This window comes from Sphingobium sp. VMM, assembly GCF_056790315.1.
On the sequence record NZ_JBXGSI010000001.1, the window covers coordinates 484,560 to 506,539 of the forward strand.

Annotated in this window: 18 protein-coding genes; 16 read left to right on the top strand and 2 right to left on the bottom strand. The window is 64.2% G+C overall.

Annotated features, from left to right (window positions below; all coding sequences use genetic code 11):
* Positions 1 to 28 precede the first annotated feature (28 nt).
* The 14 genes from ACUCV3_RS02445 (at position 29) to ACUCV3_RS02510 (ending at position 18,345) form a co-directional block, all read left to right on the top strand.
* Positions 29 to 934, top strand: coding sequence for a dihydrodipicolinate synthase family protein (locus ACUCV3_RS02445; protein WP_279728900.1), 906 nt, complete (start codon positions 29 to 31; stop codon positions 932 to 934).
* A gap of 14 nt (positions 935 to 948) precedes the next feature.
* A complete protein-coding gene (locus tag ACUCV3_RS02450) occupies positions 949 to 2,124 on the top strand; it encodes a mandelate racemase/muconate lactonizing enzyme family protein (RefSeq protein WP_279728899.1) in 1,176 nt (391 codons plus the stop codon).
* Positions 2,125 to 2,170: 46 nt separating this feature from the next.
* Positions 2,171 to 2,893, top strand: coding sequence for an IclR family transcriptional regulator (locus ACUCV3_RS02455; protein WP_004207194.1), 723 nt, complete (start codon positions 2,171 to 2,173; stop codon positions 2,891 to 2,893).
* Between the two features lie 169 nt (positions 2,894 to 3,062).
* On the top strand, positions 3,063 to 5,708 hold the full coding sequence (locus ACUCV3_RS02460) for a TonB-dependent receptor (protein ID WP_279728898.1): 2,646 nt from the start codon (positions 3,063 to 3,065) through the stop codon (positions 5,706 to 5,708).
* Between the two features lie 7 nt (positions 5,709 to 5,715).
* A complete protein-coding gene (locus ACUCV3_RS02465; protein WP_482240360.1) occupies positions 5,716 to 6,666 on the top strand; it encodes a 2-dehydro-3-deoxygalactonokinase in 951 nt (316 codons plus the stop codon).
* Positions 6,663 to 7,898, top strand: coding sequence for an MFS transporter (locus tag ACUCV3_RS02470; protein WP_279728896.1), 1,236 nt, complete (start codon positions 6,663 to 6,665; stop codon positions 7,896 to 7,898). Before ACUCV3_RS02465 ends, ACUCV3_RS02470 begins: the two co-directional genes overlap by 4 nt.
* 19 nt (positions 7,899 to 7,917) lie before the next feature.
* Positions 7,918 to 9,339 carry a BNR-4 repeat-containing protein gene (locus ACUCV3_RS02475; protein ID WP_279728895.1) on the top strand — a complete coding sequence of 474 codons (1,422 nt, stop codon included), beginning with the start codon at positions 7,918 to 7,920 and terminating at the stop codon, positions 9,337 to 9,339.
* 12 nt (positions 9,340 to 9,351) lie between these two features.
* Positions 9,352 to 10,308, top strand: coding sequence for an alpha/beta hydrolase (locus tag ACUCV3_RS02480; RefSeq protein ID WP_279728894.1), 957 nt, complete (start codon positions 9,352 to 9,354; stop codon positions 10,306 to 10,308).
* A 122-nt stretch (positions 10,309 to 10,430) separates the two neighbouring features.
* Positions 10,431 to 12,650 (top strand): S9 family peptidase, encoded by a 2,220-nt coding sequence (locus ACUCV3_RS02485; protein ID WP_482240361.1) that lies wholly within the window; start codon positions 10,431 to 10,433, stop codon positions 12,648 to 12,650.
* A 157-nt stretch (positions 12,651 to 12,807) separates the two neighbouring features.
* Positions 12,808 to 13,833, top strand: a complete 1,026-nt coding sequence (locus ACUCV3_RS02490) for an aspartate-semialdehyde dehydrogenase (protein ID WP_004207185.1) — start codon at positions 12,808 to 12,810, stop codon at positions 13,831 to 13,833.
* 8 nt (positions 13,834 to 13,841) lie between these two features.
* Positions 13,842 to 14,525, top strand: a complete 684-nt coding sequence (locus tag ACUCV3_RS02495; RefSeq protein WP_279728892.1) for a DUF2238 domain-containing protein — start codon at positions 13,842 to 13,844, stop codon at positions 14,523 to 14,525.
* Positions 14,522 to 15,283: an alpha/beta fold hydrolase gene (locus ACUCV3_RS02500; protein WP_010338774.1), complete on the top strand. Its 762-nt coding sequence runs from the start codon at positions 14,522 to 14,524 to the stop codon at positions 15,281 to 15,283. The genes ACUCV3_RS02495 and ACUCV3_RS02500 overlap by 4 nt, the downstream gene beginning before the upstream one ends.
* 58 nt (positions 15,284 to 15,341) lie before the next feature.
* Complete coding sequence (locus tag ACUCV3_RS02505) at positions 15,342 to 17,165, top strand: M2 family metallopeptidase (protein ID WP_482240362.1); 1,824 nt, start codon at positions 15,342 to 15,344, stop codon at positions 17,163 to 17,165.
* 31 nt (positions 17,166 to 17,196) lie between these two features.
* Positions 17,197 to 18,345 carry a GGDEF domain-containing protein gene (locus ACUCV3_RS02510; RefSeq protein ID WP_482240363.1) on the top strand — a complete coding sequence of 383 codons (1,149 nt, stop codon included), beginning with the start codon at positions 17,197 to 17,199 and terminating at the stop codon, positions 18,343 to 18,345.
* A gap of 37 nt (positions 18,346 to 18,382) precedes the next feature.
* Here ACUCV3_RS02510 and ACUCV3_RS02515 read toward each other — a convergent pair whose 3' ends face one another.
* Both ACUCV3_RS02515 and ACUCV3_RS02520 read right to left on the bottom strand, forming a co-directional pair.
* The gene (locus ACUCV3_RS02515) at positions 18,383 to 19,837 is read right to left on the bottom strand and encodes an AMP nucleosidase (RefSeq protein WP_010338771.1); all 1,455 of its coding nucleotides are present in this window, start codon (positions 19,835 to 19,837) and stop codon (positions 18,383 to 18,385) included.
* A gap of 93 nt (positions 19,838 to 19,930) precedes the next feature.
* Positions 19,931 to 20,413, bottom strand: coding sequence for a redoxin family protein (locus ACUCV3_RS02520; protein ID WP_482240364.1), 483 nt, complete (start codon positions 20,411 to 20,413; stop codon positions 19,931 to 19,933).
* A 144-nt stretch (positions 20,414 to 20,557) separates the two neighbouring features.
* On the opposite strand from ACUCV3_RS02520, the gene ACUCV3_RS02525 reads away from it, so the two are divergent.
* A complete protein-coding gene (locus ACUCV3_RS02525; RefSeq protein ID WP_482240365.1) occupies positions 20,558 to 21,118 on the top strand; it encodes a YqgE/AlgH family protein in 561 nt (186 codons plus the stop codon).
* Positions 21,119 to 21,303: 185 nt separating this feature from the next.
* A complete protein-coding gene (locus ACUCV3_RS02530; RefSeq protein ID WP_235654749.1) occupies positions 21,304 to 21,894 on the top strand; it encodes a hypothetical protein in 591 nt (196 codons plus the stop codon).
* The last annotated feature ends 86 nt before the right edge of the window (positions 21,895 to 21,980 follow it).

A 21,980-nucleotide genomic window follows, 5' to 3' on the forward strand; every position in this document is an offset into this window, starting at 1 on the left:
AAGCGGAAACAGGAGAGGAAGGGGTTCCATGAAGGTCAGTGGCGTATATCCGGTTCTGCCCACGCCGTTCGATGCGTCGGGCGCTATCGACGATAGCGGCATGGATGCGATTGTCGATTTCGTCGTCGATTGCGGTGTCGATGGCGCAGTCTTTCCGGGCCTCGCCAGCGAATATGACATGCTCTCGCTCGACGAGCGGATCGACCTGATCGGCCGGATCTCCGCGCGTATCGATGGCCGCATCGGCTTCATCATCGGCGGGTCCAGCCCGGACGTCGAAGAAAGCCTGGCGCTGATCCGTGCGGGCAAGGCGGCGGGTGCCGCCGGCGCGATGGTGATGACGCCGGGCGCGCTGGCCGGCGACAATGACGCGCTGGCCGCCCATTATCGCAAACTTGGCGAGGCTGGCCTGCCGTTGATGCTGCAAAATGCGCCCCGACCGATGGGGGCGGGCCTGAGCGCCGAGGATGTCATCGCCGTCGTCGGTGCCGTCCCCGCCATCCACTGGGTCAAGGAAGAGAATATGCCCTGCGGCCAGCGGATCAGTGCGATCCGCGCCGCCGCGCCCGATCATCTGCTGGGCGTGTTCGGCGGTGCCGGTGGACGTTACATCACCGACGAACTGGCGCGCGGCGCGATCGGCACCATGCCGGCGGCCGAACTGCCCGAAGCGCATGTCGCGCTGATGGCCGCCCATCTGGCCGGCGACGGCGACGCGGTACGCACCCATTATGAACGGATGCTGCCGCTGCTGATGATGCAGGCAGTGTTCCGCTGGCGCCTGACCAAGGAAGTGTTGCGCCGCCGCGGCCTGATCGTAGACGCCTTCACCCGCGCGCCCGGCCCGGAACTGGACGAGGGCGACCAGCGCGAGCTTGACCGCATCCTTGCGCGGATCGACGATTGGACCGGTATCGGCGTGGTGCAGGGCTGAAGGATATGGGCGCGATGGATGATGTGATCGAGCGGCTGGACGTCTTCACCGTCACCATACCTCGCGATGTGCCCTATCTGGGCGCATTGGGGCCGGGCGAAGAAGTCAACGCGGCCGGCTATATCGTCCGGCGCCGCAATGGCACCATCTATCCGACGGTCGACCGATCGGTGGTGGTGCGTGTCACCAGTCGGTCGGGACTGGTCGGCTGGGGCGAGACCTATGGCCTGGTCGCGCCGGGGGCGATCCACGAACTGGTCGACGATGTCATCGCGCCGATCCTGGTCGGCCGATCGGCCCATGATGTCGAGGTGATCTGGGAAGATCTTTACGACCTGATGCGGGTGCGCGGCTATCAGGGCGGTTTCTGGCTGGACGCGATGGCTGCGGTCGACATCGCCCTGTGGGACATTCATGCCCGCGCCGTCGACCTGCCGCTCTGCCGCATGCTGGGCGGCCAGCGGCGCGAGACCATTCCAGCCTATGTCTCCGGCCTGCCCGAACCGACATTGGAGGCGCGCTGCGCGCTGGCGAAGCGCTTCGTCGACCAGGGGTTCGACGCGATCAAGTTCGCCGGCGTGGTCAGCTTCGACGGGATCGAGGCGGAGGCGCGGGCCTTGCGCGCGGCGATCGGCCCGGACGTCAAGCTGATGGTGGATCTTCACTGGATGTATTCGGCGGCCGAGGCAGTGGCGCTCATCCGCCGGCTGGAACCGCATGACCTTTATTTCGCCGAGGCGCCGGTCAAGCCCGAGGATGTGGCGGGGCTGGCCGATGTTGCCGCCCGCGTCGCGACGCCGATCGCGGCGGGCGAGGAATGGCGCAGCGTGTTCGATGCCCGGCCAAGACTGGAATCGCGCGCGGTATCGATCGTGCAGCCCGAAATGGGCCATACCGGCATCACCCAGTTCATGCGCATCGCTCGTCTGGCCGAGGCCCATCATGTCCGGGTGATGCCGCATGCGACCATCGGCGTCGGCATCTTCGCGGCGGCCAGCCTGCATGCCGCCGCAGCGGTGCGCGACCTGCCCTATCATGAATATCAGCATTCGATCCTGCCGCGTTCGGCGCAATTGCTCGACGGGCGCCTGTCCTGCACGGCCGGCGCCTTTGCCTTGCCCGAAGGGCCGGGGCTGGGGGTGGCGCCGAACGCGGCCTTCTGGAACCATGTGACGCGGGGGCGGCAATGAGATATCTGGGCTGGCTAAACGCCATGGTCGGACGCTAGAAACGGCCATGCGCACGAAAATCAACGCCCAGCCCAACCAGAGCCTGATCGATGGGATCACCACGCTTCAGGCGCTCGCTTCCTCGCCCGAGCCGATCGGCTGCCGCGAACTGGCGCGACAGCTGGATTCCGATCCGACCAAGATCAACCGCCTGCTCAAGACGCTGGCCTATCTGGGCATCGCGCGCCAGACCGCGAACCGCAAATATACCGCCGGGCCGGGCATGCATGTGCTGGCCGCGCAAAGCCTGTTTGCGTCCGGCCTGATCCGCCGCGCCCTGCCGGAACTGGAGCAACTGCGTCGCTACGGTCATACGGTGGCGATGGGCGTGCTGTGGAACGACAGCGTCTCCTATCTCTTCCACGCCCCGCCGGGGATCGAGGCGTCGCGCGGCCTAGGCCGTATCGGCCTGTTGCCGGCGACGACCAGCGGCATCGGCATCGCCCTGCTCGCGGAACTGGAGGATGCCGATGTGCGCGAACTGTATGAAGGGCGCGACATTCCGATGTTCCCCGACGGCATCGACAGCCTGCTCGCCAAGCTGAGCGAGGTTCGTGCGCTGGGCTATGCGCGCGTCCATGTGGCGGATGAGCGCGACCATCATATCGTGTCCGTGTCGATGGGCGATCCGGTCCATGCCGGCATTGCCATGTCGGGCTGGATTCCCGAGGGAGCGACGGCGCCGCTGGTCGAGGCCCTGCGTGAGGCGGCGCAGCGCATCGGGGAGTAGATGTTGCTTCATGTGATACAAATATGGCGTGCCATCGATTTTATTCCGCAAAATTGGCCAATTGGATCGATATAAAAGCAACAAATTTTAGATTTCGGGATTGACACGTCGCTAATTGTGCAACAATTTCTCTCTCAGAAGCACAATGCTCGCACAGGAGGGGATGAAGATGCGCAAGGTAGCAAAATGCGCGAGCCTGTTGGTACTGGCCACCACGGCTGCGTTTCCGACGATCGTAGCCGCCCAGGACACCGCAGAGCCGCAGCCCGCCCAGGCGGCGGACGGCGCGGTCGCCGATATCGTCGTCACCGGCATTCGTCAGAGCCTGAGCAAGGGCATCGAGACCAAGCGCCAGGCTGTCACCTTCGTTGACTCGATCGTGGCCGAGGATGTCGGCAAGCTGCCCGACCAGAATATCGCGGAATCGCTCCAGCGCGTGTCGGGCGTGCAGATCCGCCGCTCGCTGGGCGATGGCACCAGCGTGTCGATCCGCGGCCTGCGTCAGAACCGGACCGAGGTGAATGGCCGGTCGCTGGTCAGCCCCTTTGGTCGTGGTCCCGGCGTACCGGCCGATGCCGATTTCAATCCGCTGTCGCTTTATCCCGCCGAACTGATCAGCCGCCTGGAAGTCACCAAGCTGCTGTCGGCCGACCAGATTGACGGGTCGCTGGGCGGCACGGTCAACATCATCACGCGCAAGCCGCTCGACGCGCCGAACACGATGGTCGCCGGCCGGATCGAGGGCAGCTATGCCGACATGCTCGACCGCAAGGGTGTCAGCGGTTCGCTGCTCTATTCGCGCAATTTCGGTGACCGGTTCGGCATACTGGTCAATGTGACCGCGTCCGACCGGCCGATCCAGGAAGACAGTTTCAACAGCTTCGCCGGCTTCCTGCCGCTGACCGGCGCGTTCGACCCCAATGGCGATGGCGTGGCCGACAATGATCCTAATGGCGACGGTTTGGCCGGCACCTATATCGCCGACCTTCGCTATCAGCGGCTGCGCGAACGCCGCAAGCGGCTGGGCGCCAATGTCGTGCTGCAATGGCGACCGACCGACGAATGGGAGCTGTCGCTGGACACCGTCTATGCCGCCGGCAAGGCCAAGCGCCGCCGCAACTGGTTCGCCGTCGCGCTGACCAGCAATGGCGCGGACTATGTCGACTACAGCTTCTCGCCCAATGAGGTGCTGGTCGCGGGCACGGTCCGCCGGCCGCTGCAGGGCAATGACGAGCGGCTGACGATCAAGGATGACTCGCTCTCCAGCGCGCTCAACCTGCGTTATGAGAAGGGGCCGTGGACGATCAAGGCAGAGGGCAGCTATTCGGACGCCCAGCTCAATTACAACCAGACCTATGTCCGCACCCAAACGCGGACATCCTACCTGACCTCGTTCGATTTCACCGGCGGCGGCGTGCCGCAACTGACGCTGCCGTCGGGCGTCGACCTGCTCGATCCGTCGCTCTACAATTATTCCAACTTCTTCGATAACCGCTTTGAATCCAATGCGAAGGAATATGCCGGCCGGGTCGATCTGCGCTATGCGATCGAAAGCGGCGTGCTGGACTCCTTCGAGGTCGGCGGCCGTATCGCCAAGCTCAAGACCGCGCGCAATTCGCTGTTGTCGCAGCTCACCTCCTCGGTCCGCCTGACCGATCGGGATGCGGCGCTCTATGAGGTCGGCAGCTTTCCCGATCTGCTGGGTGGCAAGGCGCCCTTCGCCCAATCCTATCTGGTCGGCAATCCGTTCGGCACCGGCGCGGACTTCGCCTGCGAGGCGATATTGGGCAGTTGCACGCCGCGCGTGCTGGACCCCACCGCCTCCTACAAGCTCGATGAAGTCACCAAGGCGGGCTATGTGAAGCTCAATCTGAAGGGCGATCTGGGCAGCATTCCCTTCTCCGGCAATATCGGCCTGCGCTACACCCGCACCGATCGCGATGCGGTATCCGCGCTGCGCCGCGCCGACGGCACGTTCCAGCCGGTCACCGCATCGCCCTCCTATGAGGACTGGTTGCCGAGCGCGGTGTTGAAGTTCGACCTGACCGACAAGCTGGTGGCCCGTGTCGGTGCGGCCAAGGTCGTCGGCCTGCCGGACTCGCAGGATCTGAGCCCCGGCTTGCTGCTCAACCGCATCGTCTATACCGGGACCGGCGGCAATCCGAACCTCAAGCCCTTCCGCGCGGACCAGTATGACGTGTCGCTGGAATGGTATTTCCGCCAGGGTTCGGCGCTGACGGTCGGCCTTTTCTACAAGGATATCGGCTCCTTCCTGACCACCCGCTCGACCTTCGAGGATGTGCCGGGCGAGACCCAGCAATTCCTGGTCACGCGCAAGGTCAATGGCGAGGGCGGCAAGCTCAAGGGCGCGGAAGTGATGTTGCAGCTGCCGTTCAACTTCCTGGACGGCTTTGCCAGCGGCTTCGGCATTCTGGCGAACTACAGCTATATCGACAGCAGCACGCCGTTCGTGAATGCCCGCACCGGCGCTACCCTGCCACTGGAAGGGCTGTCCAAGCATAATGCCAATCTGGTCGGCTATTATGAAAAGGATGGGTTCGGCCTGCGCGTCGCCTATAATTATCGCTCGGGCTATCTCGACAGTGTGACGGCGGGTGGCGAAGGCTCCTTCTTCAAGCCCTATGAGACGATCGACGCATCGATCCGTTATGATTTTGGCGCCTTTGGTATCTATGCCGAGGCCGGCAACCTGACCAACGAGAAGCAGATCCGCTATACCGGCGCGCCCGAAGCGATCGCCCTCTATGCCGAGCAGGGCCGCCGCTTCGCCATCGGCGCCAACTTCAAGTTCTGAGGACAGGATGACTATGCTGATCGCGGGCGATTGGGGATCGAGCAACATGCGCCTCCACCTGTGCCGGGTGGAGGAGGGGCGGCTGATCCCGGTCGAGACGGTGCGTGGCAAGGGCGCCAAGGATGTGTCCGATCATGAAGCCGCCTTCCACGCGGCGGCAGGGGACTGGATCGATCGTCTTGGTCCGATGCCGGTGCTACTGTCCGGCATGATCGGGTCGACCATCGGTTGGCGCGAGGCGGCCTATCTGCCTTGCCCGGCCGGACCGGAGGCGATGGCCGGCGCGCTGTTGCGGTTCGAGGCGGCGCGATGCCCTATCGCGATCGTGCCGGGCCTGTCCTGTCGCAACATCTTCGGCCAGCCCGACGTGATGCGCGGCGAGGAAGTGCAATTGTTCGGCTGGCTGGCTGGCGTGGCGGACGATGATGCCGAACGGCTGATCTGCCTGCCGGGCACGCACGCCAAATGGGTGCGGACACGGGGACGGACGGTGTTGGGTTTCGTCACCTCTATGCAGGGGGAAATGCGCGAGCTGCTGCTCGCCCATGGCCTGCTCGGCCGGTCGTTGGCAAAACCCTATGATCCGGCCGCGCCGACCGACATCGCCGCCTTCGATGTCGGAGCCGGGCTGGTGATCGATGATCCGACCTTGGCGATCGAGCATGGATTGTTCGCGCTGCGCAGTCGCATCCTGATGGGCGAACTGACCAGCGACGCCGCGCCATCCTTCCTGTCCGGATTGATGATCGGTGCGGAGGTCCGCGACGCGGTCGCCGCCCATCGCGCGCGCGGCATGGCGGTGGAAACGATCGTCCTGGTCGGCGCGGAACTGCTGGTCGATCTCTATGGCCGGGTCTGCGATCGGCTGGGGATCGCGACCGAAACGGCGGCGGGCGATGGCACCGCGCTGGCCGGTCTGTCGGCGATCGCCGCGCGCATGGAGGCTGCCGCCGCATGATCGAGGGGAAGGCCCGCAAGATCAGATGGGCGATCCTGGCGATGCTGTTCGCCTCGACCGTGATCAACTATCTCGACCGGCAGGCGCTCTCGATCCTGGCAACGACGGTGCAGCAAGACCTGCATATGGACGACATAGCCTATGCGCGCGTCGTCCAGGCTTTCCTCATTGCCTATACCTTCGCCTATCTGATGGCCGGCCGGGTGACCGACTGGCTGGGCACGCGTCTGTCGTTGGCGCTGTTCGTGGGCTGGTGGTCGCTGGCGAACCTGCTGACCGGCTTCGTCCGGTCGGCAGGGGAGCTGGGCGCGGCGCGCTTCGCGCTGGGGCTGGGGGAGGCCGGCAACTACACCGCCGGCCCCAAGGCGGTATCGGAACATTTTCCGCCCAAGGAACGCGGCATTGCGCTTGGCATCTATACGGCCGGCGCGATGATCGGCGCGACGCTGGCGCCGCCGCTGATCGCCGGCATCGCGCTGCATTTCGGCTGGCGCGCGGCGTTCATCACCACTGGCGCGGCGGGCCTCGTCTGGCTGGTCGTCTGGCTGATGGTCTATCCGCGCAGCGCGCCGGAGCCGAAAGAGGAGCGGATCAGCGAGGGCGCGCTATGGGGCCGTATCCTGCGCGACCGGTCGGTCTGGCTGCTCGCCGGTGCCCGCGCGGTCGCCGATCCGGTCTGGTATTTCTACCTCTTCTGGTTTCCCAAATATCTGACCGATATCTATGGCCTGACCCTGATCGCGGTCGCCTCCATGGCGTGGATCGTCTATCTCGCAGCCGACCTTGGCAGCATCGGCGGGGGCTTCTTCTCCAGCCGGTTGATCGCGCGCGGTGTGGCGCCGGCAACCAGCCGCATCATCGTGATGGGTGCGGCTGCGCTGGTGGCGCCGCTCGGCGCGATCGCGGCCAGCCATCCGGCCCTGCCGATCCTGTTCGCGCTCGCCTCTGCCGTGGCCTTCGCCCATCTGGTATTCCAAATCAATATCAGCACGCTGATCGTCGATCTCTATCCCACCCGTATCGTCGCCACCGTGTTCGGCGTGGTCGCGGCGGGCAGCGGGCTTGGCGGGCTGCTCTCGACCCAATTGGTCGGCCAGCTTGTCGCGGGCGGCGCGTTCGAACGCAGCTTCCTGCTGATGGCGCTGCTTCATCCGATCGCCTTTCTGCTTGCCTTCCTGGCGCTGCGCAGTGCGCGCCGATCCAATGGGGAAGGCCAACTCGTCCACGCATAACAACAAGTGGGAGAGGAAGATGAAGCGTTTCTATGGACTGGCAGGGGGCCTGGCCCTTGCCGGAACGGCGTCGGCCGCGCTGCTGCTGAGCGATGCGACAACGACGGGCACGGGTACGGCAGCGACCAGCGCTATCGCCAACTGGGTCAGCCTGGGCAGCCCGCTCCAGGCGACGGCGGAAGAACCCATGGCCGCCGCGCTCGCCGCCAGCATCAGTGTCGAACGGGTGCCGCGCGACGCGGACTCCTCCAACCAGGCCGCCTGGTGGGTGCCGATCGCGCTGGCCCCCGACGGCACGCTCTATGTCGCCTTCGACAGTCCGCCAGCCTCCGGCGCGGCCGGCAGTCACGAGATCAAGATCGGCAAGCGCGACACGAGCGGCATCTGGACCTTCGCCGTGCTGCGCAATCCCGATGGCACGGTCTGGACCGAGGCGGACGATATCGGCCACAAGCAGCCAACCATCGCGGTCGACGGCGCGGGCGTGCTGCATGTCTGGGCCGACATGCATAATCTGTCGGATGGCATGCGCTATTTCCGCGCCGATGCGCCCGGTGGCATGAGCTTTACCCGCCAGACCGATATCCCCGCTACCGGCCTCTATACCTATCCGGTCGCCAAGCGGGCGCCCAATGGTGACGTCTATCTGATGATCCGCAGCTATGATGCGGCGACCTATGATGGCGAGGGGGAGCTGTTCCGCTGGGCTATGTCTGGCAGCAGCGGCAGTTGGAGCCATGTTGGCACCTTTGCCGCCGCCAATGATGCGGTCGTCTATCCCGACGACATGAATTTCGGCAGCGACGGCAGCGTCCATCTACTGTGGGAATGGGCCAAGTCGCTGCCCCGGTCGCTGCGTCATTATGGCAGCTATCTGCGCTACTCGCCGACCGGCGGCGGCTGGAGCTATGCCGATGGCACGGCGGCGATGCTGCCGGTGGGCCTCGCCAATGCCAAGCTCTTCTTCCTGCCGCTCCAGTCGGGCGAGGTCTTCACCACCGACCAGACGCTCAAGGGGCTGCAGAGCGCCAAGCTGGCGCTCGACGATTATAACCAGCCGACCATCGCCTATCGCTATCGCCCGACCGATGGCAGCGGGGACGCCAATTTCGATGTGTGGCGCGTGCGCTGGAGCGGCACCGGCTGGACCAGCCGGGAAAAAATCTACGCCGCCAGCAACAATGTGCCCGCGGCGCTGGGCATATCGCGCACGGCGGCGCAGGTCCGCGTCTATTTCGCCACCACCGGCGAAGGGCTGCGCCAGGGGCTGAAGACATCGACGGCGTCGGGCTGGACCATCACGGACCTCGCGCCCGGCAAGGCGATAACCCGGCTTGCCACGGTGCCGCTGTCGGCCGACACCGACATCATCTATGGCGCCGCGCCGACCGATGTGAACAGCACCACCGGCAGCGTCTATCTGACGCAGGTCACGAACTGAAAGGGAGACGGGATGATCGGCAGTCGACGCGAATTTCTGGCGGCGGTGGCAAGTTCACCGTTGTTCGGCCGCTTTTCCGCGGCCACCGACGAGCCGACGCAGATCATCCCGCTCTGGCCCGATGGCGTGCCGGGCGGCAAGATACCGGCCATCACCGAAGTGGTGGACGACCAGATCGACACGCTGGGCTATCGCTACCGCGTCGGCATCCATGTGACGCGGCCGACCCTGTCCTGGTTCGCGGCGGCCAAGCCGACGGGCGCGGCGGTACTGATCATACCAGGTGGCGGCTATTCGCGGGTCGGCATCGATCGGGAAGGCTATGAATGCGCGCGCTGGATGGCTGACATGGGTATTCATGCCTTCGTCCTGCGCTATCGCCTGCCGGCCGATCGCTGGGCGGCGGGGGCCGATGTCGCGCTGCAGGATGCGCAGCGGGCGATGCGGCTGATCCGGGCCGGGCGCAGCGGCGGCTGGACCGTCGATCCGCAGCGCGTGCTGGTGCTGGGCGGATCGGCCGGCGGCCATCTGGCCGGCAGCCTGTGCATGCGGCCCAATGACCGCATCTATCCGATGGCGGAGAGCGCGGACCATCTGTCGGCCCGGCCGGACGGGGCGATCCTGCTCTATCCGGTGGTGACGATGGCCGGCGCCACCAATGGTGGCAGCCGAAGGTCGTTGATCGGCGACAATCCGACCGACGCGCAAATAGCTGCCTATTCGCTGGACAGGATCGTGGCGTCGACCACGCCGCCGATGATCCTGTTCCATTCGGTCCATGACCGCACCGTGCCGGTCGACCAGTCGCTCACCCTGTTCGGCGCGGTGCGCGCGGCGCAGGGGGCGATCGACATGCATCTGTTCGACGAAGGCAGTCATGGCGTCGGCCTGCGCGGCGACCCGGCCCAGCCCTTTGCCGACTGGCCGGTGATCGCGCGCAAATGGCAGGTGCGGAATGGGCTGGTCTGAGTGTCAGGGGTTCCCGTGGGAGGAGGACATATTCTTCCAACCGATTGATCTTTTCCGTCGCATCGCGCTAAGCCCGGCCGATATTGTGGCGCCCGATCGGGTGCTGCCCGGAAAGGATGAGCATGTCCCCATATCTGAAGGCCGGCGCTGCGTTGGGCGCCTTGCTGCTGCTTCCTGTCACCACCGCGCAGGCGCAGGAAAAGCTGACGCTGGAACGCGTGTTCGCAAGCCCCGACCTCGCCGGCCCGCAGCCGCGTGCGCTCAAGCTCTCGCCCGACGGCAAGCTGGTGACCCTGCTCAAGCCGCGTGCTGACGAGAAGGAGCGGCTCGACCTCTGGGCGATCGACACCGCGACCGGCGCCGAGCGCATGCTGGTCGATTCGAAAAAGACCGGCAGCGGCGCGGAACTGAGCGAAGCGGAAAAGATGCAGCGCGAGCGCGACCGTTCGGTCGCCGGCAGCACCGGCATCACCAGCTATGACTGGTCCCCTGATGGCAAGACCATCCTGGTGCCGGTCGATGGCGACCTGTATCTCGCCGCACTGGACGGCAAGGTCACGCGGCTTACCGACACGCCCGACGGCGAGCTCAACGGCGTGGTCAGCCCCAAGGGCGGCTTCGTGTCCTTCGTGCGCGGCGGTAACCTGTTCGTGCAGCCGATGAACGGCCGCGAGAAGCAATTGACCCAGGGGGCCAGCGATACGGTCAGCTGGGGCGTGTCGGAATTCGTCGCGCAGGAGGAAATGGACCGGCGCACCGGTTACTGGTGGTCGCCGACCGACGCGATGATCGCGGTCGCGCGGGTCGATGAAAGTCCGGTCGGGATCGTCACCCGCACCGCGATTGGCGGGGAGGGCACCAAGGTCTATCAGCAGCGCTATCCCGCCGCCGGCACGCCCAACGCCATCGTCGATCTCTTCGTGATGAAGGCGGACGGCTCCGGCCAGGTGCAGGTTGACCTTGGCGCCGACAAGAATGTCTATCTCGCCCGTGTCGACTGGTCGAAGGATGGCAAGACCCTCTATGTCCAGCGCGAAAGCCGGGACCAGCAGCGGCTTGACCTGCTTGCGGTCGATCCGGCGACCGGCAAGGCAAAGATCGTCCTCACCGAAACGTCGAAAAGCTGGATCAACCTCAGCAATAATTTCACGCCGCTGAGCGACGGCAGCTTCCTGTGGTGGTCGGAAAAGACCGGCCATGGTCATCTCTATCATGTGCGCGACGGCAAATGGACTGCGCTGACCAGCGGGGAATGGGAGGTGCGCGACATTGTCGGCGTGGATGAGGGTAAGGGCCTGGTCTATTTCACCGGCAATCGCGACACGCCGCTGGAACAGCAGCTCTATGTCGCGTCGCTTGCCAAGGCCGGTCCACTCAAGGCGCTGACTGCCAAAGGCTGGTGGAACGATGCGGTGATGGATGGTGCGGCGAGCCGGATCGTCGTCTCGCGCCAGAATGCCGACCAGCCCAAGCAGGTCTATCTGGCTGATAGCAGCGGCAAGCAGCTGCAGTGGATTTCGGAAAATGCGCTGAAGGGCGATCATCCCTACGCGCCCTATCTGGCGAGCCACGCCAGGACCGTGTTCGGCACCGTCAAGGCGGCCGATGGAAGCACCCTCTACACCAAGATGCTGACCCCGCCGATGCAGCCGGGCAAGCGCTATCCGGTGTTCATGATCCATTATGGCGGTCCGGGTGCCGGGCGCCAGGTGACCAACACATGGAGTGGCGCGCTGAACCAATATCTGGTCGACCAGGGCTGGATCGTCTTCTCGATCGACAATCGCGGCACGCCCGATCGCGGCAAGGCGTTCGAGGACCAGATCCATCGCGCCATGGGCACCGTCGAGGTCGACGATCAGCTGATGGGCGTCGAATGGCTGAAGGCCCAGCCCTTCGTCGATCCCGAGCGGATCGCCACCTATGGCTGGTCCTATGGCGGCTATATGTCGCTCAAGCTGGCGGAAAAGGCGCCGGGCACCTTCGCCGCGATCGTCTCGGGCGCGCCGGTGACGAAATGGGAGTTTTACGACACCCATTACACCGAACGCTATCTGGGCCAGCCGCAGGACAAGCCCAGCGCCTATCCCGGCTCGGACGCGGTCGATGATGCGGTGAAGATCAAGGATCCGCTGCTGCTGATCCACGGCATGTCTGACGACAATGTCGTGTTCGACAATTCCACCGCGCTGATGGCCAAGATGCAGGGGGCGGCCGTGCCGTTCGAACTGATGGTCTATCCGGGGCAGACGCACCGCGTCGGCGGTCCCAAGATCAGCGTTCACCTCTGGACCACGATTGAGAATTTCCTGCGCGATCAAGGTGTCGATCCGGCCAAGTGAAGGCCGGGGGTAGAGAGTAACGGATGGGTGGTGTCGGCCGTGCTGACGCCACCTCCCACCCCGTGACTATCGCTGGCAATAGCCCTTCTTTCTGGACAAATCGCGCCACTGCGCTATGCGCCACCCCGCAATACTGCATGGAGTGGAGTGTTAAGTCATGGGTTATAAGGTCGTCGTCGTTGGTGCCACCGGTAATGTGGGCCGCGAGATGCTGACCATTCTCGCCGAACGCGAATTCCCGATTGACGAGATCGCGGCGGTTGCATCGCCCCGGTCGCAGGGCACCGAAATTGATTTCGGTGACACCGGCAAGACACTCAAATGCAAAAATATTGAACATTTCGATTTCACCGGCTGGGACATCGCCCTGTTCGCGGCAGGCTCCGGTCCGACCGCCGAATATGCGCCCAAGGCGGCGGCGGCCGGCTGCGTCGTGATCGACAATTCGTCGCTCTATCGCATGGACCCGGACGTGCCGCTGATCGTGCCCGAAGTGAACCCGGACGCGATCGACGGCTATGTTAAGAAGAACATCATCGCCAACCCCAACTGCTCGACCGCGCAGATGGTCGTGGCGCTGAAGCCGCTGCATGATGCCGCCAAGATCAAGCGCGTCGTCGTCGCCACCTACCAGTCGGTGTCGGGCGCCGGCAAGGAAGGCATGGACGAGCTGTTCGAGCAGTCGCGCAACATCTTCGTTGGCGATCCGGCCGAGCCGAAGAAGTTCACCAAGCAGATCGCCTTCAACGTGATTCCGCACATCGACGTCTTCCTGGACGATGGTTCGACCAAGGAAGAATGGAAGATGGTCGCGGAAACCAAGAAGATCCTGGATCCCAAGATCAAGCTGACCGCGACCTGCGTGCGCGTGCCAGTGTTCGTCGGCCATAGCGAAGCGATCAACATCGAGTTCGAGAATGAGATTTCGGCCAAGGAAGCGCAGGACATCCTGCGTGAGGCGCCGGGCATCATGCTGGTCGATAAGCGCGAGGATGGCGGCTACATCACGCCGATTGAATGCGTCGGCGATTTCGCGACCTTCATCAGCCGCGTGCGCGAGGATTCGACCATCGAGAACGGCATCAACCTGTGGTGCGTCAGCGACAATCTGCGCAAGGGCGCGGCGCTGAACGCGGTGCAGATCGCCGAACTGCTGGGCCGTCGTCACCTCAAGAAGGGCTGAGCCCGCACATGATCTCCGGCGCTGTCGCGACGTGGAAGGCTCTTCCTGTCGCGCAGCGCCGGATGATCGCCGCCTTGCTGGTGGCAATCGGGCTGGCCAATGTCACGCAGCCCTTTCCCGACCTTGCCCCGTTGCAGCATGGGCCGACATTGCTGCTGACGCTCACGGCGCCCTGGCTGCTGCGGCGCTGGCCGCTCTCGACCGGATCGGTCGGCTGCATCTGGCTGTTCCTGCTGCTCCACACCTTCGGCGCGCGCTGGATCTATTCCTATGTGCCCTATGATGACTGGGCTCGGATGCTCAGCGGTCATGATATTTCCAGCCTCCTCGGGCTGCAGCGCAATGCTTATGACCGGCTCGTCCATTTCGCCTTTGGGGCTTTGCTGACCGCACCGGTGGCGGAGATTGCGCGACGCAGGGGCGGCCTATGCCATGGCTGGAGCCTGGCCTTCGCCTTTACCGCGATCGGCCTCGGCAGTGCGCTCTACGAGATATTCGAATGGCTGCTGACAGTGATCGCCGTCGGCGAGACGGCGGACTATTATAACGGCCAGCAGGGCGATGTCTGGGATCCGCAGAAGGACATGGCCGCCGCCCAGATCGGCAGCGCCCTTGCCCTGATCGCGCTCTTGCGCGGGCGCGGCGGAGATCCTATCGGCGAGGCCCCAAGCCCCGAAGGACCAGCACAATGACCGACCTGCAGATCGAACGCCATGATATCAAGGGCCTGGGCGGCCTGCCGATCGCGGTGCATGTCGTGGGACAGGGACGCGATTTGGTGCTGATCCACGGCTATTTCTCCAACGCCTGGACCAACTGGATCCGCTACGGTCATGCCGCCAAGCTGGTGGAGGCGGGTTTCCGCCTGATCATGCCGGACCTGCGCGGTCATGGCGAAAGCGGCAAGCCTCATGACGCAGCGGCCTATCCGGCCGATGCGCTGACCGACGACAATCTGGCGCTGGTCGAGCAGATGGGGCTGACCGATTATGATCTGGGCGGCTATTCGCTAGGCGCGCGCACGACCGTGCGGATGCTGGCGCGCGGCGCGACCCCGCGCCGGGTGATCCTGGCCGGCATGGGCCTGCGCGGCCTCACGAAGACGCTCGACAAGGGCGGCTATTACAAGAAGGTGCTGACCAATCTCGGCACGTTCGAGCGCGGCACGTCGGAATGGATGACCGAGGCGTTCCTCAAGACCACCAAGGGCGATCCGGTGGCAATGCTGCACATCCTCAATACCTTCGTCGATACGGACGAGGCGACGATTGCCGGCTTCCAGCAGCCGACCGAGGTGATTTGCGGCGCCGACGATCAGGATAACGGCATTGCGCAGGAGCTGGTCGATGCGCTGCCCAATGGCCGCTATGTCGAGATTCCGGGCAATCATATGAACGCGGTGACCCGCAAGGAGCTGGGCCAGGCGATGGTCGATTTCCTGACCGCTTGACTGTCTCGTCCGCCTAATCCACCTTGGCTCCATAAGAAGACCTGAGGGGCCAAGTTCCATGAAAATCGCCATTTCGATCGCCGCGCTTGCGGCTGCCCTTGTTGCGTCGCCGGTGCTGGCGCAGCAGACGCCGACCACGCAGCAGCCGACCGCGGCCGAGGCCGAAGCCTTCCTGACCAAGGCGGAGAAGGCGCTGTTCGATCAGTCGCTGATCAGCAGCCGGGCCGCCTGGATCAACGCAACCTACATCACCGACGATACCGACGCGCTCGCTTCCTATTTCGGCGCGATCGATACGACGATGCGGGTCGACTATGCGCTGGAGGCGGCCAAGTTCGCTACCGCGCCGGGCCTGACCGAAGAGACCAAGCGTCGCCTGACGCTGTTGCGCACCGCGCTGACCCTGCCTGCGCCGACCACGCCGGGCGCCTCGCAGGAACTGAATGACCTCGCGACCAAGCTCCAGTCCACCTATGGCAAGGGCAAGGGCACGCTGAACGGCCAGCCGATCAACGGCAGCGACATTGAAGAGAAGATGGGCACGGACCGCAATCCGGACGAACTCAAGGAAATGTGGGTCAGCTGGCACGATAATGTCGGCGCCCCGATGCGCGGCGACTATGCCAAGCTGGTGACGATCGCCAACCAGGGGGCCAAGGAACTGGGCTTTGCCGACACCGGCGCGATGTGGCGGTCGAAATATGACATGCCGGCCGATGACTTCGCCAAGCTGACCGACAAGATCTGGGCCGAAGTAAAACCGCTCTACGATGATCTGCACTGCTACACTCGTACCAAGCTCAACGAGAAATATGGCGATGCGGTCCAGTCCAAGACCGGGCCGATCCGCGCGGACCTGCTCGGCAATATGTGGGCACAGGAATGGGGCAATATCTATGACATCGTCGCGCCCGCCGGTGCCGGCGACCTGGGCTATGACATCACCGACCTGCTGACGGCCAAGAATTACGATCCCATCAAGATGGTGAAGACGGGGGAGGGCTTCTACAGCTCGCTCGGCTTTGCGCCGCTGCCGCAGACCTTCTGGGACCGTTCGCAGATTGTGAAGCCGCGCGACCGCGAAGTGATCTGCCACGCTTCCGCCTGGGATCTGGATAACAAGGACGATATCCGGATCAAGATGTGTACCAAGGTGAATGGCGATGATTTCGTCACCATCCATCATGAACTGGGCCATAATTATTACCAGCGCGCCTATAATATCCAGAAGCCGCTTTATCTGGACGGCGCCAATGACGGCTTCCACGAGGCGATCGGCGATTTCATCGCGCTGTCGATCACGCCGGACTATCTGGTGAAGATCGGCCTGCTCGATCCTGCCAAGGTGCCGGGCACCGACAAGGATCTGGGCCTGTTGCTGCGCCAGGCGATGGACAAGGTCGCCTTCCTTCCGTTCGGCCTGCTGATCGACAAATGGCGCTGGGGCGTGTTCGACGGATCGATCCCGGAATCCAAATATGAGTCGGCCTGGACCGACCTGCGCCGTCAGTATCAGGGCATCGTCCCGCCGGTGTCCCGTGACGAGACGAAATTCGATGCCGGCGCGAAATTCCATATCCCCGGCAATACGCCCTATACCCGCTATTTCCTGGCGCGCGTGCTGCAGTTCCAATTCTATGAGGCTGCCTGCCGCCAGTCCGGCTGGAAGGGGCCGCTCCATCGTTGCTCATTCTATGGAAACAAGGCAGTAGGCGAGAAACTTGATGCCATGTTGAAGATGGGTGCATCCAAGCCCTGGCCCGATGCGCTGCAGGCCTTCACCGGCAGCCGCGAGATGTCGGGCAAGGCGCTGGTCAATTATTTCGCGCCGCTTCAGACATGGTTGAAGACGCAGAATAAGGGCAAGTCCTGCGGCTGGTAAGTCGCCGTAAAAATTGGTAAATGGCCGGCGCATGAGCGCGCCGGCCGTTATTCTTTCCCTGCTTTTCGGTACTGCCCTGGTGACGACCATCGCCATGGGTGTTTCATGGCTGCATTTCGGCCGCCAGAGGCATGTGCTGACCTGGACCGCATCCTATGCGGTCGCCATCCTCCAATGGATCGCCAATGCAGGTGGCTATTTCCTGCATAGCCGCTGGCTGTTCATCCTGACCGGCATCGGCCTCATTGTCAGCGCGTCGCTACTGGGGATCGGCATCCGTCAGCGGTCGGGCCGCCCCTTGCAATTGCTTGCCTTTGCCGTCCCGGCTGTCCTGGTGAGCCTGGCAATGGCGATTGCGATCGGGCCGGTGGGCAGTCAGATCATGCAGGGGATGATCATTCCCGCCTATGTCGGTCTGCTCATGGCGGTCAGTGCGCTGTCGCTCTGGCCGCGCAATCGCTCCTTCACGCCACCAGAACTGGCCTTCTTTGCCGCGCTGCTCGCCTTTGCCCTTGGCCAGCTGGCGCTGGCCACATCCGCAGGCCTGATCCGCGGCCCGGAGGAGGGCAAGGAACTCTATCGGGCGATCCTGGGACTGTTCATGCCGACCGTCTATGTCGGCACGGCGGTCACGGCCGTGCTGGTGGTGGCGGGCGACCTGGCCCAGCAGCTTCGGCAGCAGATGATGCATGATCCGCTGACCAACATCCTCAACCGTCGCGGTATCGAGGAGGCCGCCGAAAGGGCGATCGCCAACGCCCGGCGCCAGGGGCGACCGGTTGCGCTGGTCATCTGTGACCTGGATGGCTTCAAGGGGCTGAATGACGGCTATGGCCATATGGCGGGCGACGCCGCGCTGCGCGGCTTTGCCCATCTGCTGACCAACGCGGTGCGGCGCGGTGATGTGGTCGGCCGCCTGGGTGGCGACGAGTTCGGCCTGCTGATGGTGGATACCGGTGCAGAGGTCGCGGCCGATGCGATGGAGCGCGTGCGGGCGGAAATCAGCTGCCTGCGCCTTGGTGAGGCGCCCCAGGCGCTGTTGCGCGCCAGCTTTGGCGTTACCGATTTGCGGCCGGATGATCGGGAACTGGACGATCTGGTCGCGCGGGCGGATGCGGCGCTTTATGCCGCGAAGCGCGAGGGCAAGAACCGGGTCACGGTGGCCCGCGCCGCCGCCTGATCCAGCGGGATCGGGCAACGACGCGGAGATTCCGGCCTTACCGGAAGGGCGGCTCGTTGAAGGCGCGCAGCTTGCGGCTGTGCAGCTTTGGTCCTTCCTGACGCAGCAGTTCGCAGGCCATCAGGCCGACGCGCAGATGGCCGGCAATGGCTTCCTCATAGAAGCGGTTGGCCTGGCCGGGCAGCTTCAGTTCGCCATGGATCGGTTTGTCCGATACGCAGAGCAACGTCCCATAGGGGACGCGGAAGCGATAACCCTGCGCCGCGATGGTGGCGGATTCCATGTCGATGCCGACCGCGCGCGACAGGCTGAAGCGCAGGGCGGAACTGGAATAGCGCAATTCCCAGTTGCGATCGTCGGTGGTGACGACCGTGCCGGTGCGCAGGCGGCGCTTGAAATCCTCCGGATTGCCGCCGCCCAATATCGCCTCGGCGGCGCTTGCCATCGCGACCTGGACCTCGGCGATCGCCGGCACCGGGATTTCCGGCGGCAGCATCTCGTCGAGGACATGGTCGTCGCGCAGATAGGCGTGGGCCAGCACATAGTCGCCGATCCGCTGGCTGGGGCGCAGGCCGCCGCAATGGCCGATCATTAGCCAGGCTTCGGGACGCACTACCGCCAGATGGTCGCAGATCGTCTTCGCATTGGACGGGCCGACGCCGATGTTCACCAGCGTGATGCCACTGCGATCCGGTGCGATCAGATGATAGGCCGGCATCTGGTGCTTGCGCCAGGCGCTGTCGGCGATCATCTGCGCGGGATCGGCGGTTTCGGGCGTAACAAAGACGCCACCCGCACCCGATAGCGCGGTGAAGCGGCTGTCGGGGCGTTGCAGTTCCTTGCAGGCCCAGTCCACGAACTCGTCGACATAACGATGATAGTTGGTGAACAGGATATAGCGCTGCACATGCTCGGCCGGGGTGCCGGTATAGTGCTTCAGGCGCGCCAGCGAGAAGTCGGTTCGCAGCCCGTCGAACAGGGCGAGCGGGCGGTCGCCTTCGGCATCCGGCGTGAACAGTCCGTCGGCGATCTCGTCGCCGATCTCGGCCAGTTCCGTTGCCGGGAAGTGGCGCGCCAACTCGGTCGGCGGCGTGCCGTCGAGCGCGTTGATGTCGAGTCCGTCGAGGACATAGGGGAAGGGGATCTGCTGATCCGACAGGCCGGTTTCGACCTCCACGCCATAGTCGCGGACCAGAAGGTCGATCTGTTCGGCGAGATAATCGGCGAACATGGCGGGCCGGGTGACCGTGGTCACATAGCGGCCGGGCTTCGACAGGCGCGCGAACGAACGGCCCGGCGGCGGCGCCTGGCTGTCATCCTGATAGGTGACCCGCAGTTCGGGGTAGCAGAAGCGCCGATCGGCCCGAGCCTCGGGCGGCGGGATGCTGCCATCGCGGGCATAGGCACGCATGGCCTCCCGCAGATTTTCGATGGATGTCTGATAGATGGCGTCGAGTTGCGCGACGATCGCTGTGCCGATGCTCTGTGTCATCACCTCTTGCTACCGCACTTGTGTGACGGAAGGAAGATGCCAGCGAAACAATCGCGCGCCCGACCGACCGGGCCGGGCGCGCGACCAGAAAATTCAGAGCTGTTCGAGCATGAAGTCAGCCGAGGAGACCTTGAAGTCGCCCGGTGCTTCGACGTTCAGTTCCTCGACGACGCCGTCCTTGACGATCATCGAGAAGCGCTGGCCGCGCTCGCCAAGGCCGAACTTGCTGCCGTCCATGGTCAGGCCCACGGCCTGCGCGAAGCTGCCATTGCCGTCTGCCAGCATCGTCACCTTGTCATCGGCGCCGGCCGACTTGCCCCATGCGCCCATGACGAAGGCGTCATTGACGGCGGTGCAGGCGACCTCATCGACGCCCTTGCCCTTGAGCGCGTCGGCCTTTTCGATGAAGCCGGGCAGGTGCTTGGCCGAGCAGGTCGGCGTGAAGGCGCCAGGCACCGAGAAGAGGGCGACGGTGCGGCCCGCGAAATATTCGTCCGAAACAACCTGTTCGGGTCCATTTTCGGTCATCTTCGTGAAGGTCGTGCTGGGAAGGCGGTCACCCTTGGCGATGGTCATATCTTGTCTCCTGGCCTGTGGCGTCGCGGAGTTCGTTGCTCGCGCCTTCGCTGTCAAGGGTGCGGGCGCGGAATATGGCACGATGCCCCTTTGTCGCGACGGTCGCCGATTGGCATTGGCGCGTTTCTGCCTATATTCCGCAGCATGACCGATCCGTGCTTCTATGGCGGCCGCTTCCTACTGGCATTGCCGGGCATGGAAGATGAGCGCTTCGACCATTCCGTGATTGCGCTATGCGTGCATGACGAGGATGGGGCGCTGGGTATTTCCCTGAGCGAGGAGGTCGAGGGGGTCGGCTTGCGCGACCTGCTCCAGAGTTTCGATATCGACGCTTCGGCCATTCCTGACCAGCCCGTCCTGAAAGGCGGACCGGTGGAGCCGCGGCGCGGCTTTGTGCTGCATTCGCTCGATTGGGCCGGGAAGGATATGGTGCAGTCCGGGCCGGACTGGGGTCTTTCCGGCTCGCTCGACATATTGAAGGCGATTGCCGAAGGGCGCGGTCCAAGCCGCTATCTTGTCGCGCTGGGCTATGCGGGCTGGGGCGCAGGCCAGTTGGAACGGGAAATGGCCGGCGAAAGCTGGTTCCTGGCCGAGGGCGATGCCGCCCTGCTGTTCGACACGCCTGCGCACCGCAAATGGCGCGACGCCTATGCGGCTGCGGGGGTCGATTCGGCCCATCTGGTGAGCGGCGGCGGGTCGGCCTGACTTTTCGATCCGTTGCGCTGTCGATTTTCGGCCGTTTCAGGGGCAGAACAACAACAGCCATTGGCCGCTTGTTCTGACATCGTAACTGAACCGTTTAGGGTAAATTCGCCTTAACCATAGCGCGATAGATTGCAGCAATTGGTTCCGCCCATTCTCCATCTCTGGGGAATATGCGGGGTTATTTCATGAAGAAGATTATCTGTGCGGCGCTTGCCGCCGCGATGCCGCTCGCGCCGGCGTCGGCAGCGACCTGCTGGAAGAAGGATCATGTCGAGGCGGCACAGGTCCGCAATTTCGAGATGATGCTGATGGTGTCGGCGCTTCGCTGCAACACCAGCGCCTATGATTTCCTGCCGGCCTATAACCAGTTCGTGCGTGAAAAGCGGACGGCTCTGGTCGAGGTGAATGACGCGCTGCGCAGCCACTTCGCGGACGTTGCGGGTCTGGAGGGCGGCCTCGACGCCTATGATGATTATGTGATCATGCTGGCGAACAGCTATGGCGCGGGTGCCGGCGGGCTGGAATGCCGGGATCTTCAGGCGATCCAGGCGGCGGCCAATGCGGTCCCGGCCAATCGGGCTGCGATCTGGAAATTGTCGGAATCTGCCGGCATCGCGCCGCGGATCGATGCGCCCCAGTGCGACATGGCGATCGCCCTCGCCAATGATCTGCTGGCCGACGAAGGCGTGAGTGGCGGCTCGACGGGTCGATCCATCGCCATGGCCGAAGGGGCAGCGCGCCTGCCGTCCGCACAGGTTCGGGGTCCGGCCAATTAACACATAAAGAAAACTTTATATTGAGTTGCCATGCTTGGCGGCGATTGGTAAAGCCCGACCATCGCCGCCGCCTTCCTTATGCCGGC